Source organism: Telluria aromaticivorans (assembly GCF_013003915.1).
Lineage (GTDB): Bacteria > Pseudomonadota > Gammaproteobacteria > Burkholderiales > Burkholderiaceae_D > Telluria > Telluria aromaticivorans.
In genome coordinates, this window is the sequence record NZ_JABAIV010000014.1 from 14,218 (window position 1) to 28,091 (window position 13,874).

Consider the following 13,874-nt stretch of genomic DNA (forward strand, 5'->3'; position numbering starts at 1 on the left):
CCCGCTTTAGAGGCAACCGTCAAATATGCCCGTCGAGCATTACGAGAATTTTCCCGTCGCATCGTTTTTACTGCCGCGCCGCCTGGCGCCGGCGGTCGAGGCGATCTACGCTTTCGCGCGCAGCGCCGATGACATCGCCGACGAAGGCGATGCTACGGCGGCCGAACGCCTGGCTGCGCTGGAAACCTATGGCCAGGCATTGGAAGCCATTGAACGCGGCTCAGTCCCCCCTGACCCGATGTTTGCCCGGCTGGCCGGGGTGGTGGCCGGGTTCCGGCTGCCGGTGACCCCGATGCACGACCTGCTGTCGGCCTTCCGCCAGGACGTGGTAACGACCCGCTACCCCGATTACACCGCCCTGCTCGACTATTGCCGGCGTTCGGCCAACCCGGTCGGGCGCCTGATGCTGGAACTCTACGATGCCGTGGACGAGCGCAACCTGCGCGATTCCGATGCGATCTGTACTGCCCTCCAGTTGATTAATTTCTGGCAGGACGTCGCGATCGACCTCGCCAAGGGCCGCATCTACCTGCCGCTGGAAGACCTGGAGCGCCATGGCGTGCTCGAATCCGACCTGCTGGGACATCCGGCGACCCCGGCCTGGCGCGCGCTGATGCGTTTCGAGGTCGAGCGCGCGCGTGCGCTGATGCTGGGCGGTGCGCCCCTGGTGCGCCGCCTGCCCGGCCGCATCGGCTGGGAACTGCGCCTGATGGTCCAGGGCGGCCTGCGCATCCTGGACGCCATCGAGCGCGCCGATTACGACGTGTTCCGGCGCCGGCCCACGCTGGCGGCGGCCGACTGGCTCGCGGTCGGCTGGCGTGCCCTGCGCATGTAGCACATGCGTTCTACTGCTCAGCCACCCGCATCGGCTATAGAATAGCGGGTTTGCATCGCTTACCTAACAAGCATTAAATACATGTCCCCCGACGAATACTGCCAGCAAAAAACCGTCCAGAGCGGCTCCAGCTTCTATTACAGCTTCCTATTCCTGCCCCAGGAACGCCGCCGCGCGATCACCGCGCTGTACGCCTTCTGCCGCGAGGTGGACGATACCGTGGACGAAGCGACCGACCCGTCGGTGGCGCGCATCAAGCTGGCATGGTGGCGGTCGGAAGTCTCGACCATGTACAAGGGCAGCGCGACCCACCCGGTGACCAAGGCGCTGCAGCCGCATATCGCCGTCTACAAACTCGAAGAACAGCACCTGCAGGCCATCATCGACGGCATGGAAATGGACCTCGACCAGAGCCGCTACCTCGATTATCCCGGCCTGCAGAAATACTGCTGGCGCGCGGCGGGCGTGGTCGGCATCCTGTCGGCCAGCATCTTCGGCTATGCCAACCCGCAGACCCTGGCCTATGCCGAGAAGCTCGGCCTGGCCTTCCAGCTCACGAACATCATCCGCGACGTCGGCGACGACGCGCGCAAGGGCCGCATCTACCTGCCGGTGAACGAGTTGCAGCAGTTCGGGGTGACCGCAGCCGACCTGCTGAATTTCCGCCACAGCGAGAAGTTCGAGGCCCTGATGCGTTTTCAGACGGAACGCGCCCAGCGTACCTACGACGAAGCCTTCGCCCTGCTGCCGAAGGAAGACCGTCGCGCCCAGCGTCCCGGCCTGATGATGGCCGCGATCTACCGCACCCTGCTGATTGAGATCGAGCGCGACGGCTTCCACGTGCTGAACCAACGCATCTCGCTGACGCCGCTGCGCAAGCTGTGGCTGGCCTGGAAGACCTATGTCCGCACCTGAGGGTGCCCAGCGGGTTTTGGTGGCCGGTGGCGGGTGGGCCGGCTGCGCCGCGGCCGTGGAACTGGCGCGCGCGGGCGCCCAGGTCACGCTGGCCGAAGCTTCGCGCACCCTGGGCGGCCGCGCACGCGGCGTCGAGGTGCACGGCCGGGTGCTCGACAATGGCCAGCACATCCTGCTCGGCGCTTACGGCGAGACGCTGCGTCTGTTGCGCCTGGTCGGCATCGACCCGGACCAGGCCCTGCTGCGCCTGCCCGTGCAGATGCGTTATCCCGAAGGCTCCGGCGGCATGGATTTCGTCGCGCCGCGCTGGCCCGCGCCCTTCCACCTGGCAGGCGCGCTGCTGCGCGCCAAGGGCCTGGCGCGCGAGGACAAGCTTGCGCTGGCGCGCTTCCATAGCGCCGCCAAGTGGATGGGCTGGGTGCTCTACAACGACTGCAGCGTCGACGAACTGCTGGAACGCTTCAATCAGACGCCGCGCCTGAACCGGCTGCTGTGGCACCCGCTGTGCATCGCGGCCCTGAATACGCCGCCTGCGCGCGCCTCGGCCAAGGTCTTTTTGGCGGTGCTGCGCGACAGCCTGGGGGCAAAGCGCCGCGCCGCCTCGGACATGCTGCTGCCACGCATGGAGATGGGCGCCTTGTTCCCGCAAGCCGCAGCCGCCTATGTCCTGGAGCACGGCGGCGCCCTGCTCACCGGCGTCAAGGTGAACAGCGTCGCGCGCAGCGGCGAGGGCTGGCAGGCGACCTTGGGCGACCGGGTTACGGACTTCGACGCAGTGGTGCTGGCCACGCCGGCCACCCAGTCGGCCGCGCTGCTGGGCGCCCACCCGGAAGCGGCGGAACTCAGCGCGCAGCTGGCGGCCTTTGCCCATGAGCCGATCGCCACCTGCTACCTGCAATACGATGCCTCCCTGCGCCTCGAGCTGCCCTTCTATGCGCTGCTGGACGACCCCGCACAAGACCGCTGGGGCCAGTTCGTTTTCGACCGAGGCCAGCCCGATGCCGCCCAGCCCGGCCTGCTGGCCGTCGTGGTCAGCGCCGCCGGCGACGCCGCGCAGCTTGGCCAGGATGCGCTGGCAGCGCACATCGCCGCCCAGCTGGCGCATGATTTACGACGTCCGGAACTCGCCACGCCGCAGTGGACAAAGGTGATCACCGAGAAGCGCGCCACCTTCTCCTGCACCCCTGGCCTGGCCCGTCCCGGCAACAAGACCACACTGCCGGGACTGGTGCTGGCCGGCGACTACACCGCCAGCGACTACCCGGCGACGCTGGAAACGGCGGTGCGCAGCGGCGTCGAGGCTGCGGCGCTTATCCGCGCCTACGGCACCCTGCCCCGCGAAAAGCGCAGCCCGTCGCACGGCGGTGGCGGCCAGGAGCACAGTTTCGTAAGGTAGCAACATCGAAACAACTCTTTACGGCAGGGACGACATGAACATCCGACTCGGTGTGCGCACGCTGGCCTTGCTGGCGCTTGTCGCGGCCAGCACCGCGGTGCTGGTGCAACCGGAGCTCATCGGCGGGTCAAGGACCGCCACCGCGCTGGCGATCGGCACGATCCCGGTCGTCGGCCATCACTGAATCAAGAGGTCAAGCAGCACATGGGCAAACTGGAATATCTCGACGCGCTCAAGCGCGCCATGACGGGCCTGGCGCCGGAAACGCAGGCCAGGACGCTGGCCTGGTACGAGCAGCGTTTCGTCGACGGCATCGCGGCCGGCCGCAGCGAAGCGAGCATCGCGGAAGAACTGGGCGATCCGCGCAAGGTGGCGGTCACGCTGCGCGCCAGCGCCCACATGGACGCCTTCAAGGAAAAGAAGTCCCCGGCCAATGCGCTGCGCATGCTGGTCGCCGGCGCCGGCCTGGTGGTGTTCAACCTGTTCATGGCGATTCCGGCCGCCGTGTATGCTGCCCTGCTGGTCGCGGCCTATGCCTGCGCGCTGGGCTTTTATGTATCGGGCATCGCCATCACCGCCAGCGGCCTGGCCGGCGCCAATGAACTGGTGCTCAACAACCCGCTGCACCGGGTCGAGATCGGCGAAGACGGCGTGCGCCACGAGACCAACGAAAACCGGCGCACCCGGGTGTCGATCAGCGAACAAGGCATCAATATCTACGACGACAAGCCGGAGCCGGCAGACTCGATGGAAGATCCGGACGATGTCGCCCGCTCCGAAGTGGTGATCCGGCGCGCCGAGAAGGTTGCCGACGCCGGCATCCAGATCAGCACCGACATGGACGGCGAGTCGCGCACCACCCAGACCATCGTCGGCCTGGGCATGGTGTTCGGCGGGATCCTGCTGTTCCTGTTGTCGCTGGTGGTCACCAAATACACCTTCATCGGCTTGAAGCGCTACATCCGCATGAATTTGTCGCTGTTGCGGGGAGCCTGAGATGCGCGGCCTCCTGAAAGTCGGATTCAGCCTGCTGGTGCTGGCCGTCGTCCTGATCGGCCTGAGCTATGGCATGCTGCGCGCGAACGGCGTCGCCGCTGCCTCCGAGGGCCGCCAGGTGACCAGCGAAACCCGCGAAGTGCCGCCCGGCGTGAATGCGGTAGACCTGAACGGCCCGATCGACCTGACCCTGCGCTACGGCGCCACACCCTCGCTCAAGGTGCGTGGCGAAGCGCGCCTGCTGGGCAATGTGGACGTGAATGCCGAAGGTGCCGTGCTGCACATCGGCATTCGCGGCATGGTATTGCGCCATCGCCGCCCGCTCGAAGTCGAGCTGGTGCTCCCGAGCCTGGCCGGCGTGACGGTGGACGGCAGCGGCGAGAGCAGCGTCAACGGATTTTCCGGCGAGCGCATCGAAGTGCGGGTGGAGGGTCCGGGCAGCCTGCGCTTCAACGGGCGCTTCCGCAACGCGAATGCGGCCCTGAGCGGCAGCGGCGAACTTGATCTGAATGCCGGTGCGGGCGTGGAACGCCTGGATGCGGCGCTGTCCGGGTCCGGCCAGCTGACCGTGGTCGGCAGCACCCGCGAGCTCGAAGCCACGGCCAGCGGTTCGGGCGAACTCGACGCCCGCCACCTGCGCGCGGAGACCGTCAAGGTCGGCCAGACCGGGTCGGGCAGCTCGACCGTGCAGGCGCGCCGCACCGTGGCGGCCTCGATTTCCGGAAGCGGCGACATCGAGGTGCTCGGCAATCCGGCCGAGCGCAGCGTGAGCCGCACCGGGACCGGCAGCGTCACATTTACCGAGTAAGCCGGGAATCAAGCCAGGCCAGCGCGTCGCGTCCCGCGGCGCGGCCGCTGCCGAAGCAGGCGGTGAGCAGGTAGCCGCCGGTCGGCGCTTCCCAGTCGACCATTTCTCCCGCCACGAACACTCCAGGCAGCGCCCGCAGCATCGCGCTGCCGTCCTTTAAGGCCTCGAAACGCACGCCGCCGGCGCTGCTGATGGCTTCATCGATGGGACGCGGGCGCCGCAGCACTACCGGCAGCGCCTTGAGCGCCGCCGCCAGCCGCGCGGGGTCGGCATAGTCTTCCTTCGACAGGCATTCGTGCAGCAGGCCCGCCTTCACGCCCTTGATGCCGAGCCGGCTTTGCAGGTGGCTGGACATCGAACGCGAACCGCGCGGACGCCCGGCTTCCGCCGCCACGCGGGCGCAATCGAGGTCGGGCAGCAGGTCGAGCCAGATGGTGGTGGTTCCGTGCTGCGCAACCTGGTCGCGCAGCGGCGCCGAGATCGCATACACCAGGCTGCCCTCGATGCCGGATTGCGTGACCACGAACTGGCCCTGGCGCCGCTCGAGCGCACCATCGCGGCCGCGCCAGGCGATGGCCACGGTAGTCAGCGGCGCGCCCGCATGCTTCGTGCTGAAATGTTCGCTCCAGTCGACGTCGAAGCCGCAATTGGCCGGCACCAGCGGCGCGACGTCGACCGCGCGTTCCTGGAGCAGCGGCACCCAGGCGCCGTCCGAACCGAGGCGCGCCCAGCTCGCGCCGCCCAGGGCCAGCACGGTGGCGTCGGCATCGACCAGGGTTTCGCCCTCAAGCGTCGCGATGCGCAGCCGGCCATCCTGCCAGCCCAGCCAGCGGTGGCGCATGTGGAAGCGCACGCCGGCTTCGCGCAGGCGGTGCAGCCAGGCGCGCAGCAGGGGCGCGGCCTTCATGTCGGTCGGGAACACGCGGCCAGACGTGCCGACGAAAGTATCGACGCCGAGCGCATGGATCCAGTCGCGCACCGCCTGCGGCCCGAAGCCTTCCAGCCAGCGCGCCACTTCAAGCTCGCGCGCGCCGTAGCGGCGGCGAAATTCAGGCAGGGTTTCCGAATGCGTGATGTTCATGCCGCCCTTTCCGGCCAGCAGGAATTTGCGTCCGACGGAGGGCATGGCGTCATACACATCCACCTGCACCCCGCCCGCGGCCAGCACTCCGGCGGCCATCAGGCCGGCGGGGCCGCCGCCGATCACGGCAACGCGTTGGGTAGGCTGGGAGGGCTCGGTCATGGTGGAAACGTGAAGCAGGAAGGAGCGGCATTGTAGACGAAATGGATCGCGCTTAAAAATGTAAAGGGAGCTTGACACCAGCATATTTCGCGCCTACGATGTAAAGCATACTTTACTTCGAGGCGGCCATGTACGATAAACGCATCAAGAATGCCTACTTCCGCGAGATGCTCGGCGCGGTCCTGTTGTACGGCGCCTTGCTGGTGCTTGCCATCCGCATCGGCCGACCGATGGCGGAAGGCGCGCTGCGCACCCTGCTGCTGGTATCGCCCATGATCGGCTTCGGACTCATGCTCTGGGCGATCGCCCGCCACATCGGGCGCGTGGATGAATACATCCGCCGGCTGATACTCGAATCGGTCAGCCTGGGCGCGGGCATCACGGCCGGCCTCACCTTCACCTACGGCTTCCTCGAGAACGCAGGCTTCCCGCGCCTGTCGATGTTCTCGGTCTGGATCGTGCTGTGCATCTCCACCATGGTGGCCTGCGTGCTGCGCCGGCTGAGGGAGCGATGAACAACCACATCAGGGCGCTGCGCGCCGAACGCGGCTGGAGCCAGGCCGAGCTGGCCGAAATGCTGCAGGTCTCGCGCCAGAGCGTGAACGCGATCGAGACCGGCCGCTACGACCCCAGCCTGCCGCTCGCCTTTGCCATTGCCCGCCTGTTCGGCCAGCCCATAGAATCGATTTTCACCCCCGACCTGGAGACTCCATGAAAGCAGCAGTCCTCTTTGCCCTGGCCTTGGCCGCCGGCACGCCCGCGATGGCCCAGGATGCACCGGCCGTGCCCAATGTCCCCAACCGCTTCGCTGCAAGCATCGCACCGGCCGAGCGTTTCGAGGTGGGCGGCATGCTGGTCGAACGTCACGGCCAACGCGGCCGGCCGCTGGTGCTGATCCCGGGCCTGGCCAGCGGCCCGTGGGTGTGGCAGGACCTGATCCGCCGCTTCAAGGACGAACGCACGCTGTATGTCGTCACCGTGCCCGGCTTCGATGGCCGGCCGGCAGCGAGCGGCGCGAGCTTCGAGTCGGTACGCGCCGCACTCAAGGAACTCATCACGGCGCGCCGCCTCGACAAGCCGGTGCTGGTCGGCCACAGCATGGGCGGCACGCTGGCGCTGGCCGTGGCCCAGGACCTGCCGGGCGCGGTCGGCGGCGTGATCTCGATCGACGGCCTGCCGGTCTTTCCGGGCACCGAAGACCTGCCGCTGGCCCAGCGCCCGCAATTTGCGGCCAGTATCCGCAGCCGCATGGATGCGGCGCCGCAGGCAGCCTATGCCGAGCAGCAACGCCAGTACATGCGCACCCAGGGCGTGGTCGACATGGGCAAGGCCGACGACCTGGCCGTGCTGGCGCTGCGCAGCGACCGCGGCGCCGTCGGCAGCTACATGGCCGACCTGTTCGCGCTCGACCTGCGCCCCGGCCTGGCGAAGATCACCGCGCCGGTGCTGGTGCTGGTACCCTATTTCGAACCGGACGCCAGCCAGGACCAGGTCACCTCAGCCCTGAAGGTCGAGCACTACCGCCGCCTGATGGCCGGCACCGCGAAGCTGGAAATGGCGCCGGTGCCAAATGCGCGCCATTTCCTCATGATCGACCAGCCGGATGCGCTGGCCGAGGCAGTGCGGCGCTTTATCAACCGTCCTTGACTCACTGTTCTTAACTTACCGTCCTGAAGGAGCACCTGATGCGTAGCTTTATTTACTGGAGTGGCCAATACCTGCTGGCGGCCGGCTCGATGTTCGCCCTGCTGGTCGCGATCGACGTGCTGGTGCGCGGCGAAGCCTTCGAGACCGGCGCGCGCCAGTCGCTGGCCTGGGCGGTGCTGGCGGCGGCCATCTTCATCGGCTCGCGCTATTACCAGTCGAAGAAGGGCGCCGACGCGGCGCAGTGCCGGCCCCCGGCAGGCAAGCGCTGACGGGCATCCTCCAGGCTGGCCGGGGTATGCCGTGCGCATACCCGCAAGATACTTCTTGACAATATATCTGGCAGGAATATTCTTGTAACCGCTACAACGAACGATGGCGCCCGCATAACGAGTTTACATGCACGAGGCCCGCCACGATTCGCCATAGCGTTTCGTATCACCATCTTGGAGGATGTGTATGTCGGTAATGACCAGGGCAGCAATGTCCCGCAGGGCGATGCTGGGCGCAATCGCGACCACGCCGCTATGGATGCAGTCCGCATGGGCGCAGCCAAACAATCTGAAAATCTCGCACCAGTTCCCAGGCGGCAGCATCGCCCAGGGCGATTTCCGTGACCGCTTGTGCCGCATGTTCGCGGCCGACGTCGAACGCCGCACCCGCGGCGGGCTGAAATTCTCGATCTATCCCGGCTCGACCCTGATGGGCCCGAACGCCCAGTTCCCGGCGCTGCGCAGCGGCGCGCTGGACATGGCGCTGGTGCCGCTGTCGTATGCCGGCACCGACGCCCCGGAAGCGAACATCGGCCTGATGCCCGGCCTGGTGACCTCGTACGAGCAGGGTTACGCGTGGAAGAATGCCCCGGTCGGCCGCGAGCTGACCCGCATCCTCAACGAACAGGGGCTGGTGGTGGTCAGCTGGATCTGGCAGGCCGGCGGGGTCGCTTCGCGCGGCAAGCCGATCCTGCATCCGGAAGACGTGGCCGGCCTGAAGGTACGCGGCGGCTCGCATGAAATGGACCGCCTGCTGCTTGATGCCGGCGCCACCGTGGTCAACATGCCGTCCAACGAGATCCAGGCCGCGATGCGCGCCGGGACGCTCGATGCGGCATTGACGTCCTCGACCTCGCTGATGTCCTTCCGCCTGCAGGACACCTCGCGTTCTCTCACTACCGCACGTGGGGGCGCCTACTGGTTCATGTTCGAGCCGCTGATGATGTCGCGCACCGTGTTCGACCGCCTCAGCAAGCAGCAGCAGGCGGCCGTCATGGCCGTGGGGGCGGATCTCGAAACCTTTGCCTTGAGGGCGGCGCGCGCCGACGACGCGGCCGTGGCCGCGGTCTACCAGGCGACCGGCGCCCGCGTCGTGGACCTGAATGCGGAAGCGCTGCGCAAGTGGCAGTCGATCGCCCGCGCCAATGCCTGGCGCGAGTTCGGCGAGCGCAATGGGAATTGCGCGAAACTGCTCGAACTGGCCGAGCAATCCATTGCCATGATCTGAATCGTAGGGTGGACGGCTTCGCCGTCCGCCCTACCCGCCCGTGACGGGCGGAAAAAATGCGACTTCAGCGCCGTCTTCGACTTCCTGGCTTGGTCCGCACATCACCTGCTTGTGGGCCGTGCGCACCGCGCGCCCGGGGCCCAGCGCTTCGGCCCAAATCCCGCCACGCGCAACCAGGGCTTCGCGCACCTCGCCGACGGTCGCCGCATCGCCAGCCAATTCAAACGCTTCCTGCCCCATCCCCACCGCTTCGCGCACCGAGGCGAAATACCGTAATGTGATTCTCATGTTCTTCCTAATGCTGTAGTTCCGCGAACGGGATGAAACGTACCAGGTCGCCTCTTGCTATCGCCTGGCCCGGCGGATTGTCCACCAGCCCGTCGCCCCAGACCGTCGAGGTCAGCACGCCCGAGCTTTGGTTGTGGAACAGGTCCAGGCCCCCGGCCGCATTCAGGCGCACGCGCAGGAATTCGTTGCGGCGGTCGGCCTTGGGCAGCGCGAAATCGGCGCGCACCATGTAGCCGCGCGGCTCCACCGGCCCGCCCGCACCCTGCAGGCGCAGCAGGAAGGGCCGCACGAACAACAGGAAGGTGATGAAGCTCGACACCGGGTTACCCGGCAGGCCCATGAAGTACGCCGAACCTTCTGCGCGCGGCACTTCGCCAAAGGCGAGCGGCTTGCCCGGCTTGACAGCGATCTGCCACATGTCCAGCCGCCCTTCCGCCTCGACCGCCGGCTTGATGTGGTCTTCCTCGCCGACCGACACGCCACCCGAGGTGATAATCAGGTCATGCTCTTGTGCGGCCTTGCGCAAGGTGGCGCGCGTGGCGTCCAGCGAATCCGGAACGATGCCGAAGTCGCTGATCCCGCAGCCGAAATTCTCCAGCAGGCCGCGCAGCAGGAAGCGATTGGAGTTGTAGATCGCGCCCGGCTTGAGCGCCTCGCCCGGCATGGCCAGTTCATCGCCCGTGAAGAACACGGCGACACGCACCCGCCTCAGCACCGGCAACTGCGCCAGCCCGACCGAGGCGGCCAGGCCCAGTTCCTGGCTGCGCAGGCGCGTGCCGGCGGGCAGGATGACCGCTCCCTGCGAGACATCCTCGCCAGTGCGGCGGATCCATTCGCCCGCCCGCGGCGCATGGCGGACCGTGACGCTGTCGCCCATTGCTTCGCACTGCTCCTGCATCACCACCGCGTCCGCGCCGGGCGGGATCATGGCGCCGGTGAAGATGCGCGCAGCGGTGCCGGGTTCGAGCGGCTGGCCAACGCTGCCGGCAGGGATGCGCTGCGCTACGCGCAGGGTCGCGCTGCCGCTGGCGCAGTCCGCGGCGCGCACGGCATAGCCGTCCATCGAGGTGTTGTCGGCCGAGGGCACGTTGAGGAGCGAGCGCTGGTCTTCGGCCAGGACGCGGCCGTTGGCCTCGAGTGTCGGCACGAGCTCGGTGCCCTTGACAGGACGTGCGGCGCCGAGCAACTGGGCCAGTGCGTCGCGCACGGAAAGCATGGGCGGCTTCATCTCACAGCCCCGTATGTTCGGCGATATAGGCCTTCATGCGGTCCACGTCGGCCGGCATCACGACAAAGCGCTGCGGCAGCGACTCGATGTCCTCGAAGCCGGCCGGGCGCTCGGCATCGGTGCCCAGTGCGTCGAGGATGGTCTCGTTGAACTTCGCGGCCAGCGCGGTTTCCAGGACGACCATCGGCACGCCGGGCTGCATGTGTTCGCGCGCGACCTTGATGCCGTCGGCGGTATGGGTGTCGATGGTGATGCCATAGTCGTCGGCCGCGTCGCGGATCGTCTGCAGGCGGTCGGCATGGGTCGATTTGCCCGAGGCGAAACCGTACTGGCCGCACAGCTTCCATTCGTCGCCATCGCTGCCGGCCCCACCCGACAGGTCGAAGCCGCCATGGGTGTCGACCTTGCGGAACAGCGCGTGCGTTCGTTCCGGATCGCGCCCTACCAGTTCGTACACGAAGCGCTCGAAATTCGAGGCCTTCGAGATGTCCATCGACGGGCTGCTGGTGTGGTAAGTCTCGGACGATTTACGCACCCGGTAGCGGCCGGTGCGGAAGAATTCGTCGAGCACGTCGTTCTCGTTGGTGGCGGCGACGAGTTTATCGATCGGCAGGCCCATCATGCGGGCAATGTGGCCGGCGCAGATATTCCCGAAATTCCCCGACGGGACGGTGAACGAGACCTTCTGGTCGCTGCTGATGGTGGCCGCAAGGTAGCCGCGGAAGTAGTAAACCACCTGCGCCACCACGCGCGCCCAGTTGATCGAGTTGACGGTGCCGATCTTCTGGCGCGCCTTGAAGGACAGGTCGTTGGATACCGCCTTGACCAGGTCCTGGCAATCGTCGAACACGCCTTCGACCGCGATATTGAAGATGTTCGGGTCCTGCAGGCTGAACATCTGGGCGGCCTGGAAAGCGCTCATCTTCCCGTGCGGCGACAGCATGAACACGCGCACACCGCGCTTGCCGCGCATCGCATATTCGGCGGCGCTGCCGGTGTCGCCCGAGGTGGCGCCGAAGATGTTCAGTTCATCGTTATTCTTTGCCAGCGCATATTCGAACAGGTTGCCGAGCAGTTGCATGGCCATGTCCTTGAAGGCCAGGGTCGGGCCGTTCGACAGCGCCTGCAGCACCAGCTTGCCGTGCGGGCCTTCCTCTAACACGCGCAGCGGGGTGATCTCGCTTGCCGGTTCGCCGGGACGGGCGTTGCGGTAGACCTCGGGGGTGTAAGTTTTGGCGGTCAGGGCGCGCAGGTCGGCGTCGGGGATGTCGGTGGCGAACTTGCGCAGGATTTCGTAGGCCAGCTCGGCATACGACAGGCTGCGCCACGCGTCCAGCTCGGCTTTGCTGACCTGCGGGTAGTCCTCGGGCAGGTAGAGGCCGCCGTCCGGGGCCAGGCCCGCAAGCAGGATGTCGGAAAAGTGCTGGGGATTGCGTGCTGCGGACGCGCTGGTTGCGCGGGTGGACACATATTGCATACGTTGGACGATCCGGTTATGGCACAAGTTGAAACTTATTATAGCGCCTACCGCGAAGGCCCTTCGGTGCTCCATCTTTCCTCCACATTCGGCCTGCAAGATGGGCCCGTCGCATGACCCTCAACCTCACTGGACCGAATAAAAACGATGCCATCACTCCGTAGCGCAGTCAGCCTGGCCCTCCTGCTGGCCATCCCCTCCGTCGCCAATGCCGGCCCTGTCAAGGACCATCAAGGCCGCTGGCTCGGCGACATGGTCATCCCCAAGGGCCCGATCCTCAAGATCGGCGCCGAGTTCTACACCCGCGCCGATGGCTCGCTGTGGGCAAGCATCGCCAGCCCTGACCAGGGCGCCTACGACCAGCCGGTGTCGAAGGTAGAGGACGACGGCGACACGGTCCTGCTGGACCTGAACGTCGCGACCCTGAAACTGACCTGGGCGAAGGATCACTTCGATGGCGTGTTTTCACAGGGCGGCCGCTCCTTCTCCTTCCCGCTGCATCGCGTCGCGGAATATCCGCGCAAGCCTAGAGCGCAGACGCCGAAAGGTCCCTTCCCCTACTCGGAGCAGGAACTGAACTTCACCGCCCCGGATGGCATCGTGCTCAGCGCGACCCTGACGACGCCCCGCGGCGTGGTCCGTCCGAACCTGGCGGTCCTGGTCACCGGCACCGGGCCTGCTACCCGCGACAGCGACGTGGCCGGGCACCAGCAATTCCGGGTCATGGCCGACTACCTGGCGCGCCAGGGGATCGCCGTACTGCGCTACGACAAGCGCGGCAATGGCCGCTCGACCGGCGACTACGCGCAGCTGACCACGAGCCAGCTGGTCGGCGACCTCGGTGCGATCATGAAGGGGATGGACGGACGCAAGGAGTTCGGGCGGATCGGCATCGTCGGCCTGAGCGAAGGGCCCGGCATTGCCGCCGCGGTGGCGGCGCGCGCCCCTAGAACGGTCGACTTCATCGTGTCGCTGGCGGGAGTCGGACTGTCCGGCCACGAACTGATCCTGCTGCAGGACCGCCTCGTCGCCAAGGACAACGGCGCCGCCCCGGCTGAGGTGGAAAGGCTGATGGGCTATGTGCGTGCCTGGTACGAGACGATCCTCGCGCATGCCGAGCCGCAGCCGCGCATGGCGGCGCTCAAGGCGCTGTACGCAGGACTACCTGCGGAGGACCGCGCCCTGGTGGAAAAATACGAGATGAACGTGGGATCGCTGTCGCGGACGGAGGCCGAAAAGCCGCACCTGCGCACCATGCTGCTGCAAAATCCGCAAATGGACTGGCGCAAGGTGAAGGTGCCGGTGCTCGCCTTGAACGGGAGCCTGGATCACCAGGTGCCGGCCGAAGAAAACCTGGCGGGGATCACCCGCGCGCTCAAGGCAGGCGGCAATCGCCGGGTCGAATCAAAAGTCATGCCCTCGCTGAACCACCTGTTCCAGACCGCGAAGACCGGCAATACGAACGAGTATGACAAGATCGAGGAAACGATCGCGCCAGAAGCACTGGCGCGGATCGCGGCCTTCGTCAAGCAGCAGCGCTAAGC

16 protein-coding genes are annotated in these 13,874 nt (G+C 66.9%); 12 read left to right on the forward strand and 4 right to left on the reverse strand.

Annotated elements, in window-relative coordinates; translation table 11 throughout:
* The first annotated feature begins 25 nt into the window (after positions 1–25).
* From hpnC to HGB41_RS22520, 6 genes are all read left to right on the forward strand, one after another.
* Positions 26–835 (forward strand): squalene synthase HpnC, encoded by an 810-nt coding sequence (gene hpnC / locus HGB41_RS22495; RefSeq protein ID WP_171088544.1) that lies wholly within the window; start codon positions 26–28, stop codon positions 833–835.
* 81 nt (positions 836–916) lie between these two features.
* Positions 917–1,750, forward strand: coding sequence for a presqualene diphosphate synthase HpnD (gene hpnD / locus HGB41_RS22500; protein WP_171088545.1), 834 nt, complete (start codon positions 917–919; stop codon positions 1,748–1,750).
* Positions 1,737–3,146, forward strand: a complete 1,410-nt coding sequence (hpnE, locus tag HGB41_RS22505) for a hydroxysqualene dehydroxylase HpnE (protein WP_171088546.1) — start codon at positions 1,737–1,739, stop codon at positions 3,144–3,146. The genes hpnD and hpnE overlap by 14 nt, the downstream gene beginning before the upstream one ends.
* Before the next feature lie 34 nt (positions 3,147–3,180).
* On the forward strand, positions 3,181–3,330 hold the full coding sequence (locus HGB41_RS22510; RefSeq protein ID WP_171088547.1) for a hypothetical protein: 150 nt from the start codon (positions 3,181–3,183) through the stop codon (positions 3,328–3,330).
* 20 nt (positions 3,331–3,350) lie between these two features.
* Positions 3,351–4,142: a DUF1700 domain-containing protein gene (locus HGB41_RS22515; RefSeq protein ID WP_171088548.1), complete on the forward strand. Its 792-nt coding sequence runs from the start codon at positions 3,351–3,353 to the stop codon at positions 4,140–4,142.
* Between the two features lies 1 nt (position 4,143).
* Positions 4,144–4,950, forward strand: a complete 807-nt coding sequence (locus HGB41_RS22520) for a GIN domain-containing protein (RefSeq protein ID WP_171088549.1) — start codon at positions 4,144–4,146, stop codon at positions 4,948–4,950.
* On the opposite strand, the gene HGB41_RS22525 is transcribed toward HGB41_RS22520, so the two are convergent.
* The gene (locus HGB41_RS22525) at positions 4,940–6,193 is read right to left on the reverse strand and encodes a TIGR03862 family flavoprotein (protein ID WP_171088550.1); all 1,254 of its coding nucleotides are present in this window, start codon (positions 6,191–6,193) and stop codon (positions 4,940–4,942) included. The genes HGB41_RS22520 and HGB41_RS22525 overlap by 11 nt on opposite strands.
* A 128-nt stretch (positions 6,194–6,321) precedes the next feature.
* Between HGB41_RS22525 and HGB41_RS22530 the strand changes: the two genes are divergently transcribed.
* The 5 genes from HGB41_RS22530 (at position 6,322) to dctP (ending at position 9,337) form a co-directional block, all read left to right on the forward strand.
* Positions 6,322–6,708 carry a hypothetical protein gene (locus HGB41_RS22530; protein WP_171088551.1) on the forward strand — a complete coding sequence of 129 codons (387 nt, stop codon included), beginning with the start codon at positions 6,322–6,324 and terminating at the stop codon, positions 6,706–6,708.
* Positions 6,705–6,908: a helix-turn-helix transcriptional regulator gene (locus tag HGB41_RS22535; protein WP_171088552.1), complete on the forward strand. Its 204-nt coding sequence runs from the start codon at positions 6,705–6,707 to the stop codon at positions 6,906–6,908. Before HGB41_RS22530 ends, HGB41_RS22535 begins: the two co-directional genes overlap by 4 nt.
* Positions 6,905–7,840 (forward strand): alpha/beta fold hydrolase, encoded by a 936-nt coding sequence (locus HGB41_RS22540; protein ID WP_171088553.1) that lies wholly within the window; start codon positions 6,905–6,907, stop codon positions 7,838–7,840. Before HGB41_RS22535 ends, HGB41_RS22540 begins: the two co-directional genes overlap by 4 nt.
* Before the next feature lie 38 nt (positions 7,841–7,878).
* Positions 7,879–8,109: a hypothetical protein gene (locus tag HGB41_RS22545; RefSeq protein ID WP_171088554.1), complete on the forward strand. Its 231-nt coding sequence runs from the start codon at positions 7,879–7,881 to the stop codon at positions 8,107–8,109.
* Positions 8,110–8,296: 187 nt separating this feature from the next.
* Positions 8,297–9,337, forward strand: coding sequence for a TRAP transporter substrate-binding protein DctP (gene dctP, locus HGB41_RS22550; RefSeq protein WP_171088555.1), 1,041 nt, complete (start codon positions 8,297–8,299; stop codon positions 9,335–9,337).
* 30 nt (positions 9,338–9,367) lie between these two features.
* Here dctP and HGB41_RS22555 read toward each other — a convergent pair whose 3' ends face one another.
* From HGB41_RS22555 to thrC, 3 genes are read right to left on the reverse strand one after another with little or no spacing between them, the layout of a single operon-like run.
* Positions 9,368–9,625, reverse strand: coding sequence for a MoaD/ThiS family protein (locus HGB41_RS22555; RefSeq protein ID WP_171088556.1), 258 nt, complete (start codon positions 9,623–9,625; stop codon positions 9,368–9,370).
* Positions 9,626–9,632: 7 nt separating this feature from the next.
* Positions 9,633–10,841, reverse strand: coding sequence for a molybdopterin molybdotransferase MoeA (locus tag HGB41_RS22560; protein ID WP_171088557.1), 1,209 nt, complete (start codon positions 10,839–10,841; stop codon positions 9,633–9,635).
* Positions 10,842–10,854: 13 nt separating this feature from the next.
* Positions 10,855–12,330 (reverse strand): threonine synthase, encoded by a 1,476-nt coding sequence (gene thrC, locus HGB41_RS22565; RefSeq protein ID WP_171088558.1) that lies wholly within the window; start codon positions 12,328–12,330, stop codon positions 10,855–10,857.
* Between the two features lie 147 nt (positions 12,331–12,477).
* Here thrC and HGB41_RS22570 point away from each other — a divergent pair, with 147 nt between their 5' ends.
* A complete protein-coding gene (locus HGB41_RS22570; protein WP_171088559.1) occupies positions 12,478–13,872 on the forward strand; it encodes an alpha/beta hydrolase family protein in 1,395 nt (464 codons plus the stop codon).
* Positions 13,873–13,874: the final 2 nt, after the last annotated feature.

Coding starts and splice junctions, on each gene's coding strand:
- hpnC (WP_171088544.1), top strand. CDS start 26: ATGCCCGTCGAGCATTACGAGAATTTTCCCGTCGCATCGTTTTTACTG.
- hpnD (WP_171088545.1), top strand. CDS start 917: ATGTCCCCCGACGAATACTGCCAGCAAAAAACCGTCCAGAGCGGCTCC.
- hpnE (WP_171088546.1), top strand. CDS start 1,737: ATGTCCGCACCTGAGGGTGCCCAGCGGGTTTTGGTGGCCGGTGGCGGG.
- HGB41_RS22510 (WP_171088547.1), top strand. CDS start 3,181: ATGAACATCCGACTCGGTGTGCGCACGCTGGCCTTGCTGGCGCTTGTC.
- HGB41_RS22515 (WP_171088548.1), top strand. CDS start 3,351: ATGGGCAAACTGGAATATCTCGACGCGCTCAAGCGCGCCATGACGGGC.
- HGB41_RS22520 (WP_171088549.1), top strand. CDS start 4,144: ATGCGCGGCCTCCTGAAAGTCGGATTCAGCCTGCTGGTGCTGGCCGTC.
- HGB41_RS22525 (WP_171088550.1), bottom strand. CDS start 6,193: ATGACCGAGCCCTCCCAGCCTACCCAACGCGTTGCCGTGATCGGCGGC.
- HGB41_RS22530 (WP_171088551.1), top strand. CDS start 6,322: ATGTACGATAAACGCATCAAGAATGCCTACTTCCGCGAGATGCTCGGC.
- HGB41_RS22535 (WP_171088552.1), top strand. CDS start 6,705: ATGAACAACCACATCAGGGCGCTGCGCGCCGAACGCGGCTGGAGCCAG.
- HGB41_RS22540 (WP_171088553.1), top strand. CDS start 6,905: ATGAAAGCAGCAGTCCTCTTTGCCCTGGCCTTGGCCGCCGGCACGCCC.
- HGB41_RS22545 (WP_171088554.1), top strand. CDS start 7,879: ATGCGTAGCTTTATTTACTGGAGTGGCCAATACCTGCTGGCGGCCGGC.
- dctP (WP_171088555.1), top strand. CDS start 8,297: ATGTCGGTAATGACCAGGGCAGCAATGTCCCGCAGGGCGATGCTGGGC.
- HGB41_RS22555 (WP_171088556.1), bottom strand. CDS start 9,625: ATGAGAATCACATTACGGTATTTCGCCTCGGTGCGCGAAGCGGTGGGG.
- HGB41_RS22560 (WP_171088557.1), bottom strand. CDS start 10,841: ATGCTTTCCGTGCGCGACGCACTGGCCCAGTTGCTCGGCGCCGCACGT.
- thrC (WP_171088558.1), bottom strand. CDS start 12,330: ATGCAATATGTGTCCACCCGCGCAACCAGCGCGTCCGCAGCACGCAAT.
- HGB41_RS22570 (WP_171088559.1), top strand. CDS start 12,478: ATGCCATCACTCCGTAGCGCAGTCAGCCTGGCCCTCCTGCTGGCCATC.